This window comes from Cupriavidus sp. PET2-C1 (assembly GCF_054515855.1).
This window is the reverse complement of sequence record NZ_CM137260.1, coordinates 1,962,723-1,980,273: the sequence shown is the minus strand read 5'-3', so window position 1 is coordinate 1,980,273 and position 17,551 is coordinate 1,962,723. Positions and strand designations below refer to the sequence as shown.

Below are 17,551 nucleotides of genomic sequence, written 5' to 3'. Positions count from 1 at the left end.
GGCGCCAGGGAGCCCGTATTGAACAAGACAGTGCCCGGTGCCGCGGCGCCGCCGCCCAACCAGCGCCCGGAGGGAGCCATGTTCCATCCCGAGCCCAAACACCTGCCGGACGAGATCGCCAGGCGCCTGATCCAGGCGATCCAGGCGGGCGAGTTCGCCGTGGGCGACCGCCTGCCCAGCGAGCGGTTGCTGTGCGAGCAGTTCTCGGTCAGCCGCGCGGTGGTGCGCGAGGCCCTGTCGCAGCTCAAGTCGGAGGGGTTGGTTGCGCCTAAGGCGGGCAGCGGCGTGTTCGTGACCGAGCGCAGCCAGCGCCAGGCATTTCGCATGCAGGATGTGGCCATCGACGAGAAAGACTCGCTGGCCATGGTGATGGAACTGCTGGTGACGATCGAAGTGGCGGCCACCAGGTTCGCGGCCATGCGCCGCACGCCTGAAGACCTCAAGCGGATCCGGCGCGCGCTGATCGGCATGGAGTACGAGATCGCCAACGACAGGCTGGGCGATGAAGAGGACTTCGCCTTTCACCAGGCCATTGTCGAGGCGACGCACAACCCGCACTTCCAGGCGTTGAGCGAACACCTGGAGCACGGCGCGCGGCGCGTGATCCGGCAGGCGAGGAGCAATACCAAGAGCCGTCACGCGGACATGGTCGAGGCCGTGCAGGAAGAGCACAAGACCATCTACGACGCGATCGTGGCGGGCGATCCCGAGCGGGCGGCGGAGGCGGCGGAAACCCACCTTCGCAACGCCGCCAAGCGGCTGAACATGTACCTCAAGGGGTGACTGGCGGGGTGGCCGGCAACTGCCGATGGGCAGCCCGCGTTCTTGTCCCGCCCGGGCTTGCCTGGTTTATTCCAGCCCGGCCAGGCCCAGCTGGAAGCGCTGGCTCAAGCGCTCGCCGCTGGCTAGCAACACGCTCACTTCCACCCCCGATGCCATCGCCTGGCAGGCTGCGCGGCTGGTGCCGGAGACCGACACGCTGGCACCCTGCGGGCAAACGCACACGGCATGCCCCTGGCCCTCGGTATCGACCGTGACTGCGCCGTAGCCGGCCCGCATCGACAGGCCGGAAGCCTGGCGCCAGGTCCATGCGGACGGGGGAAGATAAGCTGTGATGTCGGTGCCGTCGTCCCGCAGCACCGCTGCGGTGGCGGTGACCCGGGGCACACCCGGCGTCAGCGGCGTGTCGGCGTAGGTGAGTTGCAGACGCCAGGCGCAGTCCGGCGCCTGGCCGGAGGTGGCGTTGCGCGCCGGGGGCGGGTGGAGCAAGGTGAGTGCTACCTCACCTTGCTCGCCGCTCCAGGCCTTGCGCAGCGTGTCCCCGCACGCTTTTAGCAGCGCAATGAGCAGGCCACCCGGCCGTGGCTTGGCTCTCCTGCTGCCGCGCTGCGGCGCGGCGCGGCCCGATAGTGACCCTGAGTGCATCGATGGCACGATTTCCCCGTATCCTTTTTATAAAGTCACTCTACAAACCGAGCGGCCTTCGCGCATCACCCATTCATGGGATGCCGCCGGGTTTTCTTATGGCCGGGGCGGGATTTCAGGCCGATGGCGGTGTCCCGGCCAGTTCGCCGACGCGCCTGACCACCTCGGCCAGTAGCGCCGAGCTGTCGTCGCTGCGATAGCTCATCATCACGGGTGAGGTAAAGCCGGGGGCGTCAATTGGCACGTAGGCCACGTCGTCGCGGTGCAGCCGCTGCACGGATGCCGGCACCAGGCAGATTCCAAGCCCCGCCGCCACGAGGCCGATGGCGGTCTGCAGCTCGTTGGCCTCCTGCGCCACGCGCAACTGCAGGCCCTGCGTGCGGAACAGCGCCAGCACGTGATCGGCGTAGCTGGGGCGGGGCCGCGCCGGGTAGAGCACGAAGGGGTGGGCCGCCAGCTGCGCCGGCGTCATGGGCGGGCCCTTGAGCGCCGCGTGGCCGCTGGGCACGGCGGCCACCAGCGTTTCGGCCATTACCACGGTGCGGGTGATGGCCGGGTCGTCCAGCACGATGCGGCCAAAGCCGATATCGATGCGGCCGGCCTTGAGCGCTTCCATCTGCTGCACCGTGGTGAGTTCGGACAGGCCGACCTCAAGGGCCGCATCGGAGCCGCGCACCTGGCGGATCAGCTCCGGCAGGAAGCCATAGAGCACCGATGGCACGAAGCCGATGCCGAACCAGCGCTTTTCATTGCGCCCGATGCGCCGCGTGCCTTCCACGATCTCGTCGATGCGCTGGTTGAGCTGCAGCGATTGCTCCAGCAAGAAGCGGCCGGCCTCGGTCAGCCGCACCGCGCGCGCGGAACGGTCCAGCAGCACGGTGCCGATTTCGTCCTCCAGCTGGCGGATCTGGCGCGACAGCGGCGGCTGGGCGATATGCAGGCGCTCAGCCGCGCGGGTGAAGTTGAGTTCGGCTGCAACGGCCTGGAAATAACGCAGGTGACGTAGCTCCATGACTTCGTCCTTTCATACTTTAAAGGTATTGATCGGGACATACTCGGTCTTGGACACCCGGGATGTCAAGCCACATACTGCTTCTCAACGTATTCCATACTTGGCAGACACCCAGCATGAACGCAACCGTCACCTCCGTCGAAGCCATCCTGGTCGACCTGCCCACCATCCGGGCGCACCAGCTTGCCATGACCACCATGCAACGCCAGACCCTGGTGATCGTGCGGCTGCGTTGCAGCGACGGCATCGAGGGGATTGGCGAAGCCACCACCATCGGCGGCCTGAGCTACGGCGACGAAAGCCCCGAGGGCATCAAGCTGACCATCGATACCTACCTGGCACCCGCACTGGCCGGCATCGACGCGTGCAATATCCACGCCGCCATGCAGCGCCTGGCTTCGGTGGCGCGGGGAAATCGCTTTGCCAAGTCGGCGCTGGAATCCGCGCTGCTCGACGCGCAGGGCAAGCGCCTGGGCCTGCCCCTGTCCGAGTTGCTGGGCGGCGCGGTGCGGCCGAACCTGGCCTGCCTGTGGACGCTCGCCAGCGGAGACACCGGTCGGGATATCGAAGAAGCCGAAACCCTGCTGGCCGAGCGCCGCCACAACACCTTCAAGCTCAAGATCGGGCGTCGCAGCGTGCGCGACGACGTGGCCCATGTGTCGGCCATCAAGCGCGCGCTGGGCGACCGTGCCCGCGTGACCGTGGACGTCAACCAGGCCTGGAACGAAGCCGATGCCGCCACCGGCATCGCCATGCTGGAAGCCGCCGGCATCGATCTCGTCGAGCAGCCGGTGCCGCGCGAGCAGCGCGGCGCGCTGGCCCGGCTGGCGGCGCGCTTCGTGGTGCCGGTGATGGCCGATGAAGCCGTGTGCGGTCCCGAGGATGCGATGGAACTGGCGCGCATCGCCGGCGCGGACGTGTTCGCGCTGAAGATCTCCAAATCCGGCGGCATCTTCGAGATGCTGCGCACGGCGGCGGTAGGCGACGCGGCCGGCATCGCGCTGTACGGCGGCACCATGCTGGAAGGCAGCGTGGGCACCATCGCCGCTGCCCACGGCTTTGCCACGCTGCCGCGGCTGGCCTGGGGCACCGAGCTGTTCGGCCCGCTGCTTCTCAAGGATGATGTGGTGACGGCCCGCCCCGAGTACCGTGACTTTGCCTTGCACCTGCCGGTTGGCCCGGGGCTTGGCCTGACCCTGGACGAAGACAAGCTGGCCCATTACCGCCGCGCCGCCTGAGGCGCTGCCCAAGCAAACATAGACCGAGGTTTCAAGCATGTTGTTTCTGGTGAGAATGGACGTAAAGATGCCCGCGGACATGCCGGCCGCGCTGGCCGACGAGATCAAGGCGCGCGAGAAGGCGTACTCGCAGGACCTGCAGCTCCAGGGCAAGTGGCCGCATCTGTGGCGCGTGGTGGGCGAGTACGCCAACTACAGCGTGTTCGATGCCGAGTCCAACGACGAACTGCACACCATGCTCTCCAGCCTGCCGCTGTTCCCGTACATGGAAATCCATGTCACGCCGCTGGCCAAGCACCCGTCGTCGATCAAGTAAGCCAGCCGGCTCGCCGTTACCCTGAATACCGCTGCGGCCTCCGCTGGCCGCGTTCCAACACCAACACCAACTCCGAATCCATTTGGAGGAGACAATGATGCGCTTGCCATTCCTGCGCGCGTGGGCCGCCTGCGCCTGTGCGCTGGCCACCCTGGCCGTGCTGCCGTCCGCCGCCCACGCCGACACCTATCCCGATCACCCGATCCGCTGGGTCGTGCCATTCCCCGCGGGCGGCGCGATGGACAATATCGCCCGCACGCTGGGCGAGGAAATGTCGAGGAGCCTGGGCCAGTCCATCGTGGTGGAAAACCGCCCCGGCGCTGGCGGCAATATCGGCGCCGAGATGGTGGCGCGCTCGCCCGCGGATGGCTACACGCTGATCATCGTGGCCAACGGCATGGCGGTGAACCCCGCGCTGTACGGCCGGCTCAGCTACGACCCGGTGAAGGACTTCGCGCCGGTCTCGCTCCTGGCGGTGGTGCCTAACGTGCTGGTCACCAGCAAGGCCAAGAAGCTGCCCGCCACGGTGCCCGACCTGATCGCCGCGGCGCGCGCCACGCCGGACAAGTACACCTATGCCTCCGCCGGCAATGGCACCTCGATTCACCTGGCTGGCGAGCTGTTCACCTCGCTCACCGGCGTCAAGATGCTCCACGTGCCCTACAAGGGCAGCGGCCCGGCCATGACGGACCTGCTGGGCGGCCAGGTCGACTATATGTTCGACAGCATCACCTCGGCCAAGCCGCATATCGACTCCGGCAAGCTCACGCCCATCGCTGTGACCACCGCCAAGCGCTCGTCGACGCTGCCAAACGTGCCGACCCTGGCCGAAGCCGGCGTCAAGGGCTATGACCTGTCGCCATGGTTCGCCGCCTTCGTCCCGGCCAAGACGCCGCCCGCCGTGGTCGCGCGCCTGAACCAGGCCATGGTGGACGCGCTGGCCAAGCCGTCGGTGCGGACCCGCCTGGCCGCCATCGGCGCCGAGCCGATCGGCAGCACGCCCGCGCAGCTGGGCAAGCACCTCGCTGCCGAAACCGATAAATGGGGCAAGCTGATCCGCGAACGCGGCATCCGCGCGGACTGAGAACGCCATGACCACTGCATTCCACCAAGGCATCGCGCTGCATTACGAGATCGAGGGGGCGCCCCACGCACCCGTTCTGGTCATGTCCAATTCGCTGGGCACCGACATGCAGATGTGGGCGCCGCAGATGGATAGCCTGCTGGCGCGTTTTCGCGTGCTGCGCTACGACACCCGCGGCCACGGGGGCTCCGGCCTGCCGTCCCCGGCGCCGTTCGGGTTTGCCGAACTCGGGCAGGACGTGCTGGCCATCATGGATCACGCCGGTATCCAGCGCGCGCATTTTTGCGGGCTGTCGATGGGCGGCATGACCGGCATGTGGCTGGCGGCCAAGCACCCCGAGCGTTTCGACCGCTTCGTGCTGGCCAATACCGCTGCTCTCATCGGCCCGGCCAGCGGCTGGGACACGCGCATCCAGACGGTACGCAGCCAGGGCATGGCCGCCATCGTCGATGCCGTGCTGGCACGCTGGTTCAGCGCCGCCTGGCTGGCTGGCAACGTGGCGCGCATCGCGCCGGTGCGCCAGATGCTGCTGGACGCATCGCCCGAAGGCTACACGGCCAACTGCGCCGCCGTGCGCGACGCCGACCTGCGCGCGCTGCTGCCGCGCATTGCCAGCCCGGTGCTGGTGATTGCCGGCACGCATGACCTGGCCACCACGCCGGCCCAGGGCCGCGAAGTGGCGCAAGGGATTGCCGGGGCGCGCTACGTGGAGCTGGACGGGGCGCATTTGTCGAACTGGGAGCAGCCGGAGGGGTTTGCGCAGGCGGTTTGCGGGTTCCTGGCAGGCTGAGGCCTGCCGGACGCCGTTCACGCAGTCGCGCGTCGATTGCAACGTCGATAAACTAGTTTGGCCGAAGTACTTGCGAGCATGCCGGACGTTGGTGAGGATGCCGATTTCGCGAGCTGCACTTGAGCCGACTAGCTGAAGACATTGTGGCGAAGTGACGTCGGCGAGGGCCAAGGCGGGCCTGACGCGGTGGCCCTCGTTTTCACTACTTTGCCGCCCCGAACCGGATATCCCCATACCAGGCACGCGCGTTCCCGCCCGTGTTGTCGGTATCGGTGAGCAGGCCGTAGGCGGTCAGCTTGCCGGGCTTCTCCTTGAAGGCATGCTCGAAGTCTTGCTCCACGTTGCGGCTCAGCGTGAGCCACTTGCCGGCGGCGTCGGGCCCGCCTGACACCACGATCATCTTGATCCGCGAGGTGTGGGGGTTGTCGATGACCGTGCCGACCGGCGCGGTATTGGACCAGATGTACATCAGCGTGGCATAGGGCAGCTCCTCGCCCGCCAGCGCCTTGGCCAGCTTGATGGCGGTGCGCTCGCCTAGCGATAGCTTGTCCGTATCTCCATCGAACATGAACACCAGGCGCGCCGGCGCGTCTTCCTTGGCGGCGACGCTGTTGTCGGCTTCGTCGATCGGGTGTTCCACCTTCCAGCGCCAGCTGACCTGCGGGGTCGCCTCCAGGTCCAGGTTGGTGCCCTTGTGCATCAGCGCGGAGGCGGAGGCGGCCGCGTCGGCTTCCAGCACCGTGGCGTGGTCCTCCGCCACCAGGCTGTAGTGGGTCAATGTCTTGCCGTGCGCCACCGGCAGGTTCTTCCACCCGGCCGGCAACGGGCCGCCGGGCATGCCGGCGGAGAAGGCGGCCCCGGGGGCGGCGGGGGCCGGCGCCGATGCTGCCGATGCCTGCGCTTGGGCCGGCGCAGCGTGCGCCAGCAGCAGGCCGCAGGCTAGCAGGGTGGCCAGCACGTGCGCGCGCGGCGCCACCGAGCGGGTGGAATGCATCAAAGCCAGATGGGGGATCATGATCGATTGCCCGATGGTCGCCGTCATTGTTCTTATTGTCTCCATTGTAGGCAGCGGCCCGGGCCTTTGTGTGCGCAACGTGTTGCCGTTCGCGGCAGCGGCCGCCTGGTGACTAGGGCGCTGCCTGCTGGCCTTGCGCGCCGGCCGGCGCATTGCCGAAGATCTCGGCGTAGTAGCGGTAGCCCGCGTCCAGATGCTGGCCGAAGGCAAAGCCCTGGGCCAGCATCGCGTCGAACTCGGCGCGGGTGATCTGCATCACGTAGCTATGCCCGGTCGCCACCAGGCGGCAGGTACCGCTGGCCTGGCGCGCGCTGAACCACTTGCCGGAATCGGCATGGCCGGCGCGATAGGCCCGGCCATCGTGTTCGAGTTGCCAGCCGCCGTCGAGCAGCACCCAGGCATCGGTGGCGCCCGCGCCTGTGCATTGGGTGATGACGGTGCCGGGTTCCACCTCCCACTCGCGGGAATGATCGATGGTCCAGCGCAGTTGCGCGGTGCTCAGGCTGGTGAAGAACGGGGTCTTCCTCAGCAGGTAGAGGTAAGTCCTGGAGGCTTTCATGGGTTTGCCTTGGGCGATAGCGGCATCGCCTTGCCGCGCCGGTTGCGCCTCGCCAGCAGCGAGGACAGCCGGCAGCAACGCGGCGCACGCAAGTTGGATCCATCGTTTCATCGTCGTTCCTGCCGGTGAGCAAGGGCCGCGCCGGGCCCGTGCCCGATGCTGGGGGACTAGCGTGTGGCCTTGGCCTGCAGCAGGTCTTCCATGCCGATGCGCCTGGCAAACTCGATCCGCACGCGCTCCGAGACTTCCAGCACCTCGCGCGCGCCATCGCCCACAAAATCGATCACCGAGCGCATCGGGCGGGTACCGGCGGCCAGGCCCACGATCCGCACGATCTCATCTGCCACGGCCTTCGGGTCGGCGTCGTCCGGCGTCAGCGCGCTCAGGCGCTCGCCGATCTGGTCCATCACGCCGTCATAGCGGCTGTAGGCTGCGGCGGTGGCGGTATCCGCCGGCTTGCCGGCGCTCGGGAAGTGCGCGGTGCCACGGGTGAACGCGCCCGGCACCACGATCGAGGTTTCGATGCCAAAGCGTGCGATCTCGTAGGCCAGCGTGACCGCGAGCGAATCCATGGCCGCCTTGGCCGCGCCGTACGGCCCCATGAACGGGGGGAAGCCGCCCTTGGCGGTGCTGCTGCTGACCCACAGCATCAGCCCGGCCTCCTGCTTGCGCAGGTAAGGCAGCGCCGCGCGGTTCACGCGCTGGGCGCCGAACAGGTTGGTGTCGAACACGCGCATCATTTCCTCTGGCGTGAAGGCCTCGGCGGGCCCGACCACCAGGTGCCCGGCGTTCTGCATCACTACGTCGATGCGGCCTTGTGCGCGGACGATGGTTGCCGCGGCGGCGTCGGCCGATTCCTGCGACAGCACATCGAGTGCAAGCGGATGCAGTTGGATGTTCCTGGACCTGGCGAGCGCGCGGAGTGCGTCCGCGCGCTCGCGGTTGCGGCCGTCCACATCGCGCATCGTCGCGTAGACGATGTGGCCGGCTTCAGCCAGCGCCTGCGCGCTCAGTTTGCCGATGCCCGTGCCCGCGCCGGTGACGACAATGACCTGCTGATTGGTGCTTTGCATGAAGTTCCCCCTTTTACGTCGTGCGTGGTGAGGCGTGGCCCCGTGCTGCGCGAGCGATCAGGCCACGCCGCCATTGGCGCGCAGGATCTGGCCGTTGACCCAGCCGGCATCCGGGCCGGCGAGGAAGGCGACGACGCCGGCGATGTCTTCCGGCTGGCCCAGGCGTTGCAGCGGAGGCATCTTGGCGAAGGCCTGGATCTGCTCTTCGGTCTTGCCGTCGAGGAACAGCGAGGTCGCGATCGGGCCCGGGGCCACCGCATTGACCGTGATGTTGCGCCCGCGCAGTTCCTTGGCGAACACGTGCGTGAACGCTTCCACCGCCGCCTTGGTGGCGTTGTAGACGGCATAGCCGGGCAGGTTCAGCGCCAGCGCGGTGCTGGAGAAATTGACGATGCGCCCGCCGTCGGCAAGCCGCGCGGCGGCTTCGCGCAGGGTGTTGAAGGTGCCGCGCACGTTGATGTCGAAAGCCTGGTCATAGAGCGCGTCGCTGGTGTCGGCCAGCGGAACCGTCTTGAGCACGCCGGCGTTGTTGACCAGCACGTTCACCTTGCCCAGTTGCTGCTCGGTGATCTCGAACAGGCGGCGCACATCGTCGGCCTTGGACACATCGGCCTGCACTGCGATGGCCGACGCGCCAGCGGCCTTCAGCTCGGCCACGAGGGCATCGGCCTGGGCCGCGCCGGCCGCGTAGTTGATGGCGACGGCGAAACCGTCTTGTGCCAGACGGCTGGCTACGGCGGCGCCGATGCCGCGGGATGCGCCGGTAACGATGGCGACTTGGGTGGGGTTGGCGTTGCGCATGATCCGTTTCCTTTCTGGTGGTGGGTTGGTGAAACGGATCATGGACCATTCCCATGCAAAGATAATTGGCGGAAAATTGATATCATTGCTCCATCTGTATTAACAATAGGGCGCCTCTGGGTCTTTCATTGCCCACTCCTGCCCCGTTCAGCTACGCATGGACCGATTCCAGGAAATGCAGGCTTTTGTGCGCATCGCCGAGCGCCAGAGCTTCACCCAGGCCTCCGAGGACCTGGGGATCCCGCGCGCCACCATCACCAACCTGATCAAGCGCATGGAACACCGGCTTGGCGCCCGGCTGCTGGAGCGCACCACCCGCACGGTGCGGCTGACGCACGACGGCGAAGCGCACTACCGGCGCTGCGTGCGCCTGATAGCCGACCTGGAAGAAGCGGAGGGGTCATTCAGGGATACCGCGCCCAAGGGCCTGCTGCGCGTGAACCTGCAGGGGACGCTGGCCCGGCATTTCGTGGTGCCGGCACTGCCGGATTTCCTGGCGCTCTATCCCGAGCTGGAAATCCATATCGGTGAGGACGACCGCCTGGTCGACCTGGTGCGCGAGGGAATCGATTGCGTGCTGCGCGCGGGCAACCTGCAGGACTCGTCGATGGTGGGTCGCCGGGTTGCGCTGCTGGAGCAGGTGACCGTGGCCAGCCCGGCGTACCTGGCCCGCTATGGCGAACCGGCGGATCTTGATGCATTGCCGGCGCATCGCGCGGTCAACTACATCTCCAGCGGCACCGGCAAGGCGGTGCCGCTGGAATTTACGGTAGCTGGCCGCGTGACGGCCGTGCAACTGGCGGCTGCCATTTCGGTCACTGGCGCCGATCTCTACACCGGCGCCTCGGTGGCCGGGCTGGGGCTGGTCCAGGTGCCGCGCTATCGGGTGGCAAGGGAGCTGCGGGAGGGCCGCCTAAAGGTCGTGCTGGCGGACCTGCCACCGCCGCCGATGCCGGTGTCCGTGCTGTATTCGCAGAACCGCCAGCTATCGTCGCGGGTGCGGGTGTTCGTGCAGTGGCTGCGCGACGTGTTCGAGGCGGGCGCCGAGGGGAACCAGGGCTTGATTCCCCTCGGCGCCTGAGGCGCGCCGGCTGGTTACTTCCGCACGTTGGACGGCAGCACCGAGTTCCGGCTCGCCTGCTTGGCGGATTGGCCCGATTGCGCCGACTGTCCCTTGCCGCCCGACGACGACTTTTGCGATGCGGCCCCGGCTACGCCTACGCCGGCGCAGAGCAGGATGGCCAGCATTGCCGCTGGTGCATTTTTTCGCATGCTCATGATTGACTCCCGTTGCGTGGCTAGTCCGCCTCGGGGCGGACCAGCCACTGGTTGGTTCAGGTTCAAATACCTTCGGCCGGCGTCAGCGAAGCCGCGTCCGGGCCGCCCTTGCGCCCGCGGTTGCGGTTGACCCAGGCGAACACCACCGGCAGCACCAGCAGCGTCAGCAGCGTGGTGGTCACCATGCCGCCCACGATCACCAGCGCCAGCGGCCGTTGCGCTTCCGAGCCGATGCCGTGCGACAGCGCCGCGGGCAACAGCCCCAGGCCCGCCAGCATGGCAGTCATCACCACCGGGCGCAAGCGCAGCGCGGCGCCTTCGACCACGGCTTCGTGCAGATCCTCGGACTGCGCCAGCCGGTTGACGTAGGAGATCAGGATCACCCCGTCCTGGATCGCGATGCCGAACAGCGACAAGAAGCCGATGCCCGCCGAGATCGATAAGGTCTCTCCCGCGATATGCAGCGCCAGCAAGCCACCGATGGCGGCGAACGGCACGTTCAGCACCACCATCAGCGCATCCTTGAAGTTGCCGAAGGTGCTGTACAGCAGCAGGAAGATCACCAGGATGGTCAGCGGCACGATCACCGCCAGCTTCTTCTGCGCGATCTTCATCTGGTTGAACTGGCCATCCCAGAAGATGCTGTAGCCCGCCGGCAGCGTCACCGCCGCGTTGACCTTGTCCTGCGCCTCGGCCACCGCGCTGCCCAGGTCGCGCCCGCGCACGCCGAACTTGATGGCGATATAGCGTTTGCCGGTCTCGCGGTAGACGAAGAAGGGCCCGTCGGTAGCCTCCACCTTGGCCACCATCGACAGCGGAATGCGCTGGCCGTCAGGCGTATCCACCAGCAGGCGGCCGATCACGTCCGGGTTGTTGCGTGACTGGTCGTGCAGCCGCACCGAGAGGCCGAAGGTCTTCTCGCCTTCCAGGATGTTGGTCACATTGTCGCCGCCAATCGCAAACTGCACGGCGGACTGGATGTCGCTCACGTTCATGCCGAAGCGCGCGCTCTTCTCGCGGTCCACCGTGATGTTCAGCGTGGGCTGGCCGAGTTCCTTGAAGATGCCAACGTCAGCCAGGCCCGGCACCTTCTTCAGGATGGACTCGACCTCCTTGGCCTTGTCCTGCAGGGTCACCAGGTCGGAGCCGTAGATCTTCACCGAGTTCTCGCCCTTGACCCCGGACAGCGCCTCGTTCACGTTGTCCTGGATGTACTGCGAGAAGTTGTACTCGATGCCCGGGATGCGATCCAGGTGCTTGGACAGGCGTTCCACCACCTGCTGCTTGGTCGCACCCTTGGGCCAGTCGGCCGGGGGCTTGAAGTACAGCGCGTATTCCTGGTTGAACACGCCAGTGGAGTCGGTGCCGTCGTCCGGCCGGCCAATCTGCACCGACACGGTTTTCACCTCGGGCTGCTGGCGGAAGAAGCCGCGCAGGTCGCGCGAGATGGACGCCGAATAGTCGAGGTCAACGGTGTTGGGCAGCGTGATGCGCAGCCACAGGTTGTTCTCCTCCAGCGTGGGCAGGAACTCGGTGCCAAGGTAGCGCGAGCTGTACAGCGTGCCGGCCAGGCCGATGAACGCAGCCAGGAACACCAGGCCAGGTTTCTTCAGCAGCTTGCGCAGCAGCGGCTTGTAGGCGCGCAGGATCACCGCGATGAACTTCGGCGAGTGCGGGCGCAGCGAGCCGCGGAACACAAAGGACGTCACCGCCGGCACGAAGGTCAGTGCCAGCACGATCGAGGCCAGCAGCGCGAAGCCCATGGTGAAGGCCATCGGCTTGAAGATGATGCCTTCCACCCCGCCCATGAAGAACAGCGGCGAGTAGGCCACGATGATGATGCCGGTGGAGAAGATCATGGCGCGCTGGACCTCGCTGGTGGCCTTGACGATGCCATCCTCCACGTTGGTCTCGCCCTCCTCCAGGTGGCGCATGATGTTTTCCATCACGATCACCGCCGCATCCACGATCAGCCCGAAGTCGATCGCCCCTAGCGAAATCAGGTTGGCCGGCACCTTGAAGTGGGCCATGTTGATGAACGACACGCACAGCGCCAGCGGGATCACCGCCGCCACCACCGCCGCGGCGCGGAAGCTGCCGAGGAAGATGAACAGCACGATCAGCACCAGCGAGATGCCCACGAACAGCGCATGCTCGACGGTACCCATGGTGATGTCGAGCAGGTTCTGCCGGTCATAGAACGTCTTGACCTGGATACCCTTGGGCAGCACGTTCTGGTTGATGTCGGCGATCTTGTCGCGCACCCGTGCCAGGACCTCGGTGGCGTTCTCGTCGCGCTTCATCAGCACGATGCCTTCGACGATATCGTCGTGCTGGTCGAACTGCACCATGCCCAGGCGCGGCGTGTTGCCCACCCGCACCTCGGCAATATCGCGCACCCGCACCGGCACGCCGCCAGATACCGACACGGTGACATTGCGGATGTCGTCGAGCGTTTGCAGCAGGCCCACGCCGCGCACCACGAACTGCTGCTCGCCGGCCTTCATCAGGCCGCCGCCGGCGTTGGCGTTGGCGTTCGACACCGCGTCTACCACCTGCTTGAGCGAGAGCCCATAGGCTTGCAGCTTCTCGGGCGTCGGCACGATCTGGTATTGCTTGACCTTGCCGCCAAAGGCGGTGATGTCGGCCACGCCCGGGACGTGCTTGATTTCCTTGTAGACGTTGTAGTCCTGGTAGGTCTTCAGCGTGGTCACGTCGATGCCGTCGGCCTCGATCCGGTAGCGCAGGATTTCGCCGGTGGCGTCGCCGTCCGGGGACAGGTTGGGCTGCACGCCCGGCGGCAGGTTGGCTTGCGACAGGTAGGTGACGAAGTTCTGGCGGGCCTTGAAGTTATCCACGCCCTCCTTGAACTTGACGGTCACAACCGACAGCCCGAACAGCGAGACCGAGCGGAAGGACTGCACGTCCGGCACGCTGGCCAGCGCGTTCTCCACCGGGATCGTGATCTGCTGCTCGACCTCCACCGTGCTGCGGCCAGGCCACTGCGTAATGGCCTGCACCGTGACCGGCGCCACGCCCGGGTACGCCTGCAGCGGCAGCTGCAGGAAGCTCAGCACGCCGGCCGCCAGCAGGCCAACGGCCAGGAAGACGATCACCAGGCGCCGCTTGAGGATGCTTCTGATAGGCGAGAAGACCATCTCAGGCCTCCTGCTTGAGCAGCATTTCGTTGAGCAGCATGCCGCCCTGCGTCACCACCCGCACCGACGCGCCGGCCGGCACGCCTTCGGTGACCTGGAAGGTGCCGTCGCTGCGTGGTGTGCCCTGCACGGCCACGCGCTCGATGTGCTTGTCGTCCGGCTGCGTCATCAGGTAGAGCTTGCCCTGGTCCTTGACGATGGCCGATTGCGGCACCACCAGCGCCTGCGCGCTGCCGGTGACGATGCGCGCCGTGGCGTACATCTCCGGCTTGAGCGTGCCATCCGGGTTGGGCACATCGCAGCGCACTTGCAGGGTGTGCGTATCGGCGTCGACATTGGGCGCGATAAAGCTGACGCGCCCGCGGTAGTGCCGGCCCGGGTAGGCCGGGGTCTCGATCTCGATGACCTGGCCCAGGCGCACGTTCTTGATGTCGTTCTCGTACAGGTTGCCGGTAAACCAGATCGAGCGGGTGTCGATGATGCTCATCAGCGAGTCGCCGACATTGAGGTAGGAGCCGGGGTCCATGTCGCGCTTGACGATGGTGCCGCCGATCGGCGCGCGGATGGTCAGCGTGTCGGAAGCCACGCCGCGCTCGCGGATGCGGGCGATGTCCTCGGTGGTCGCGCCCAGCACGCGCAGCTTGTTCTCGGACGATTGCATGGTCAGGCGGGCATCGTCCACCAGTTCCTTCAGGTCGCTGTTGTTGAGCGTCTTGAAGGCGTTATGCGAGAGCAGGAATTCGTTCTGCGCGGAGATGTACTCGGGCGAGTACAGCTCGGCCAGCGGCTGGCCGGCACGCACCACGGCCCCCTCGAACACCAGGATGCGCTCCACACGGCCGGCCACGCGGGCCGAGGCCAGCTTGGCCTGCTGCACGTTGTAGGCCAGCTTGCCGGGCGTGGGCGTGTCGACCGTCACGGCTTGCGCGCTGAACACCGCGGACTTGACCGCGTTCGGGTCGAAGCCGCCTTCGGGCAGCGTCAGCAGCGACGGCACGCGGCGCGGTTTCGCCGTCTCGGGCTTGGCGTAGGGCGCGGCCATGCCGGCCTTGCCAGCTTGCCCCGCCTGCTGTGCCTGTTGTGCCTGTTCGGGCTGTTGTGCCAGGGCCCAGTATTTCCCGCCCCAGATACCGCCGGCGAGGACCACCACAAAGCCGGCACCGATCATCAGATTCTTGTTCATAGGTTCAAGGCCTCGCGACCGTCAGAATTTCTCTTGTCCCACCGCGGCGGCGAGGGTGTAGTACGCCTGGCGCGCATCGGATTCGGCCTGGGTCACGGCCAGCTCGGCATTCTTGAGCGCGGAACTGGCGGTCAGCAGATCGGTGAAATCGGCGTTGTTGTTGGCGTAGTTGGTGAAGGCCATCTTGTAGGCCGTCATGGCCTCCGGCAGTTGCCGCTGGCGCAGGAACTCCGCCTGGTTCACCGACTGGCGCAGGTTGTTGTGCGCGGTGTCCACGGCCAGCAGCGTCTGCTGGCGCACCGACTGGTCATTGGCGTCGGACGCCACCTTGTTGGCCACGGCTTCATCCACCCCGTACTTCTCCTTGGTGAAGAAGAACAGCGGGATGATCACGTCGAACTCGATGCCGTAGCTGGCCGGCTTGAAGCCCAGCGGCGGGTTGCTGCCGTTGAAGGTGCCGATGATCTGGAAGTCCGGCAGGTAGGCCTTGCGGGCCAGGCGCACGCCCTTCTCGGCCGCTTCCACCAGGAAGCGCGATGTCCGCACATTGGGATGATCGCGCAGCGCCATGTCTTCCAGCTCGGGCAATGGCGTGGGCGGCAGGCGCGCCGCGCTGGCGTCCGGGCGCAGCTCCAGCGGGAACTCGGGGTTCTTGCCGATCAGCGTGTTGATGGTCTTGAGCGCGTTGTCATGCTGGCGCTCCAGGCCAAACATATCGTTCTGCGCGCTGCTCTGTGCCACCTGGGCGTTGAGGTAGTCCACATAGCCCGCCGCGTTGTTGGCGTAGCGGATGCGTGCCACCTGCTTGACCTGCTCCAGCCGCTTGAGGTTCAGGCGCAGCACATCGAGCTGCGCCTTCTGCGCCAGCGCCTGGAAGTAGGTCGTGCTCAATTGCGCGTAGAGCTGCAGGTACAGGGCGTCGCGCTGCGCGTCGATCGATTCGGCTTGCGTGTTAGCGATATCGGCGGCCAGCGCCTTCTTGCCCGGAAACGGGATCGACTGCGTGAGCGTATAGCTGAAGCTCTCGGCGCGCGCCAGCGCCAGCGGGCTGTTCTTGGGCAGGTTGCCCCAGATAAAGCCCACCTGCGGGTTGTTTGGCGCGGCGATCTGCGGCACCGTGGCCTTGGCCGCCATATAGAGCGAGCGCGCCTGGATCAGTTGCGGGTTGTTGGCGCGCAGCTCCTCCGACAGCTCCCACAACGAGAACCCGGGGCCGACGAGGCCCTTTGTCTTTTCTTCGGCACTGAGCGTGGCCGCTGGCGTGGCGCTCGCGCCGGATGCGCGCGGCGCTGCCTGATCCCACCCGCTGGCTGGCGCTTTGCCGGCAGCAGGCGCCTTTTGCACAGGCGGAACAAGCGGGGCCGGATCAGTATCTCCGCTCAGTTGAACACCCCATGCGACCCGAGCCGAAAAGACCAGGATGACGGCTGCTCCAACTTTTCTATTAGTTGGTTTTTTAATCATAAACACTCCCATCGCTACTTGTAATAGTTATGACAGGGCAAGCTTTCAATTGCCCTTCCAGAACATTGCAAATGGCTTTCGGAAATTTAGTGGGTTACCCGCACGGGGAATTGGAAATTGGAATTCAGCCTCGACAATTCCGCAGGGCGACAGCAGAATCGCTACGGAAACCCTTCGGATTGCCATCTCACGCCGCAAGCCGATTGGCGCGGCTGTCCCATGAAATGAGGGAAATGCAGGAGGTGGCCGGGACAATCTATTCCGCGGAACGCTTTGTATGCAGTGTGCGAAAGAAATAGATTTCCGTATTTAAAGGCAACAGGATATCCACATCGAAATCAATATGGATTGATCGACGAAATTTCTGATTAAATCAGGTCCAGGGCCGTTAAAAAAAAGGATCCTGCCTTTCCTTTGTCTGGCTTATTCCACGCTAGTGCGCCGTCTGTTCGCATAGCGGGCAAACCCGGATCAACAGGGGCGCGTTTTCCATTTCGGCGAGTGCATCGCTATCGTCCGAGGCGACGGTGCACTTGCATTCGCGTGTCACGCTTGCGGACTCGCCGCGGGTGCTTGCCGGCAGGACAGCGTAGCGCACGCCCAGCTGCACGCGCCGCTCCCAGTCGCCTTGCCGATCCAGTTTCAGCAGCCACAAGCGGGTCTGGATCGACCAATGCCTGACGGTTTCGCTTTTGATCCCCAGGCGCCGCGCCGCTTCGGCGACAGACACCTGCTGGGAGGCCAGGTTGAAGAAGGCTTCCGCCTTGTCCTCCAGCCTGAGCCGCGCCATGGGCGTGCCGGTCAGCCGGCTGAAGCGCTGGCGGCAGCCGGCGCAATGAAAGAGCGGCAGGCCGCCGCTGCCATCGATGCCGTCAAAGGTCGACTTGCGGGCGCGGCAACGCGGGCACTGCGGCGGGCGGTGGCTCGCGCTGTGCAGCTTGCGCCATGCGGTCAGCAGGAAGGCGGTCAGGTCGGCATCGGAGGCGCCTGCCGCGCCGCTTGCGCGCACATGGATCAGCGTCGTGGCGCGGCGCAGGTCCTCCGCATGGGGATACACATGCGCGCTCACGCGGCTGGCGGTGGGATCAACCTCGCTTCGCGTGGGTCGTTGCTGCTGAAATCTGCTCATATCGTCGGCGCGGGTAGATCCGGCCA

17 protein-coding genes are annotated in these 17,551 nt (G+C 66.2%); 6 read left to right on the top strand and 11 right to left on the bottom strand.

Features of this window, described 5'->3' with window-relative positions; translation table 11 throughout:
* Positions 1 to 78: 78 nt before the first annotated feature.
* A complete protein-coding gene (locus ACX12D_RS28920; protein ID WP_459376550.1) occupies positions 79 to 783 on the top strand; it encodes a FadR/GntR family transcriptional regulator in 705 nt (234 codons plus the stop codon).
* Positions 784 to 849: 66 nt separating this feature from the next.
* Here ACX12D_RS28920 and ACX12D_RS28915 read toward each other — a convergent pair whose 3' ends face one another.
* On the bottom strand, positions 850 to 1,434 hold the full coding sequence (locus ACX12D_RS28915) for a hypothetical protein (protein WP_459374493.1): 585 nt from the start codon (positions 1,432 to 1,434) through the stop codon (positions 850 to 852).
* 106 nt (positions 1,435 to 1,540) lie between these two features.
* Positions 1,541 to 2,437: a LysR family transcriptional regulator gene (locus tag ACX12D_RS28910; protein ID WP_459374492.1), complete on the bottom strand. Its 897-nt coding sequence runs from the start codon at positions 2,435 to 2,437 to the stop codon at positions 1,541 to 1,543.
* Positions 2,438 to 2,553: 116 nt separating this feature from the next.
* On the opposite strand from ACX12D_RS28910, the gene ACX12D_RS28905 reads away from it, so the two are divergent.
* From ACX12D_RS28905 to pcaD, 4 genes are all read left to right on the top strand, one after another.
* Entirely contained in the window at positions 2,554 to 3,675 is a 1,122-nt protein-coding gene (locus ACX12D_RS28905) for a muconate/chloromuconate family cycloisomerase (protein ID WP_459374491.1), read from the top strand.
* A gap of 37 nt (positions 3,676 to 3,712) precedes the next feature.
* Positions 3,713 to 3,991, top strand: a complete 279-nt coding sequence (gene catC / locus ACX12D_RS28900; protein WP_459374490.1) for a muconolactone Delta-isomerase — start codon at positions 3,713 to 3,715, stop codon at positions 3,989 to 3,991.
* 97 nt (positions 3,992 to 4,088) lie between these two features.
* Entirely contained in the window at positions 4,089 to 5,075 is a 987-nt protein-coding gene (locus ACX12D_RS28895) for a tripartite tricarboxylate transporter substrate binding protein (RefSeq protein WP_183037122.1), read from the top strand.
* A 7-nt stretch (positions 5,076 to 5,082) separates the two neighbouring features.
* Positions 5,083 to 5,865: a 3-oxoadipate enol-lactonase gene (gene pcaD / locus ACX12D_RS28890; protein ID WP_459374489.1), complete on the top strand. Its 783-nt coding sequence runs from the start codon at positions 5,083 to 5,085 to the stop codon at positions 5,863 to 5,865.
* Between the two features lie 202 nt (positions 5,866 to 6,067).
* Here pcaD and ACX12D_RS28885 read toward each other — a convergent pair whose 3' ends face one another.
* The 4 genes from ACX12D_RS28885 to ACX12D_RS28870 all read right to left on the bottom strand — a co-directional run bounded on the left by ACX12D_RS28885 (position 6,068) and on the right by ACX12D_RS28870 (position 9,313).
* Positions 6,068 to 6,907, bottom strand: a complete 840-nt coding sequence (locus ACX12D_RS28885) for a DUF3047 domain-containing protein (RefSeq protein WP_459374488.1) — start codon at positions 6,905 to 6,907, stop codon at positions 6,068 to 6,070.
* Positions 6,908 to 6,992: 85 nt separating this feature from the next.
* Entirely contained in the window at positions 6,993 to 7,550 is a 558-nt protein-coding gene (locus tag ACX12D_RS28880; RefSeq protein ID WP_459374487.1) for a cyclic nucleotide-binding domain-containing protein, read from the bottom strand.
* 56 nt (positions 7,551 to 7,606) lie between these two features.
* On the bottom strand, positions 7,607 to 8,512 hold the full coding sequence (locus tag ACX12D_RS28875; protein WP_459374486.1) for an SDR family oxidoreductase: 906 nt from the start codon (positions 8,510 to 8,512) through the stop codon (positions 7,607 to 7,609).
* 57 nt (positions 8,513 to 8,569) lie between these two features.
* Positions 8,570 to 9,313 carry an SDR family oxidoreductase gene (locus tag ACX12D_RS28870; protein WP_459374485.1) on the bottom strand — a complete coding sequence of 248 codons (744 nt, stop codon included), beginning with the start codon at positions 9,311 to 9,313 and terminating at the stop codon, positions 8,570 to 8,572.
* A 157-nt stretch (positions 9,314 to 9,470) separates the two neighbouring features.
* Here ACX12D_RS28870 and ACX12D_RS28865 point away from each other — a divergent pair, with 157 nt between their 5' ends.
* Positions 9,471 to 10,394, top strand: a complete 924-nt coding sequence (locus ACX12D_RS28865; protein WP_459374484.1) for a LysR family transcriptional regulator — start codon at positions 9,471 to 9,473, stop codon at positions 10,392 to 10,394.
* A gap of 14 nt (positions 10,395 to 10,408) precedes the next feature.
* On the opposite strand, the gene ACX12D_RS28860 is transcribed toward ACX12D_RS28865, so the two are convergent.
* From ACX12D_RS28860 to ACX12D_RS28840, 5 genes are all read right to left on the bottom strand, one after another.
* A complete protein-coding gene (locus ACX12D_RS28860) occupies positions 10,409 to 10,591 on the bottom strand; it encodes a hypothetical protein (protein ID WP_459374482.1) in 183 nt (60 codons plus the stop codon).
* Positions 10,592 to 10,653: 62 nt separating this feature from the next.
* On the bottom strand, positions 10,654 to 13,749 hold the full coding sequence (locus ACX12D_RS28855) for an efflux RND transporter permease subunit (protein ID WP_459374481.1): 3,096 nt from the start codon (positions 13,747 to 13,749) through the stop codon (positions 10,654 to 10,656).
* 1 nt (position 13,750) lies between these two features.
* On the bottom strand, positions 13,751 to 14,932 hold the full coding sequence (locus ACX12D_RS28850) for an efflux RND transporter periplasmic adaptor subunit (RefSeq protein ID WP_459374480.1): 1,182 nt from the start codon (positions 14,930 to 14,932) through the stop codon (positions 13,751 to 13,753).
* A 21-nt stretch (positions 14,933 to 14,953) separates the two neighbouring features.
* Positions 14,954 to 16,276 (bottom strand): TolC family protein, encoded by a 1,323-nt coding sequence (locus tag ACX12D_RS28845; protein WP_459374478.1) that lies wholly within the window; start codon positions 16,274 to 16,276, stop codon positions 14,954 to 14,956.
* A 553-nt stretch (positions 16,277 to 16,829) separates the two neighbouring features.
* Positions 16,830 to 17,525 (bottom strand): transposase, encoded by a 696-nt coding sequence (locus tag ACX12D_RS28840; protein WP_459374476.1) that lies wholly within the window; start codon positions 17,523 to 17,525, stop codon positions 16,830 to 16,832.
* Positions 17,526 to 17,551 lie beyond the last annotated feature (26 nt).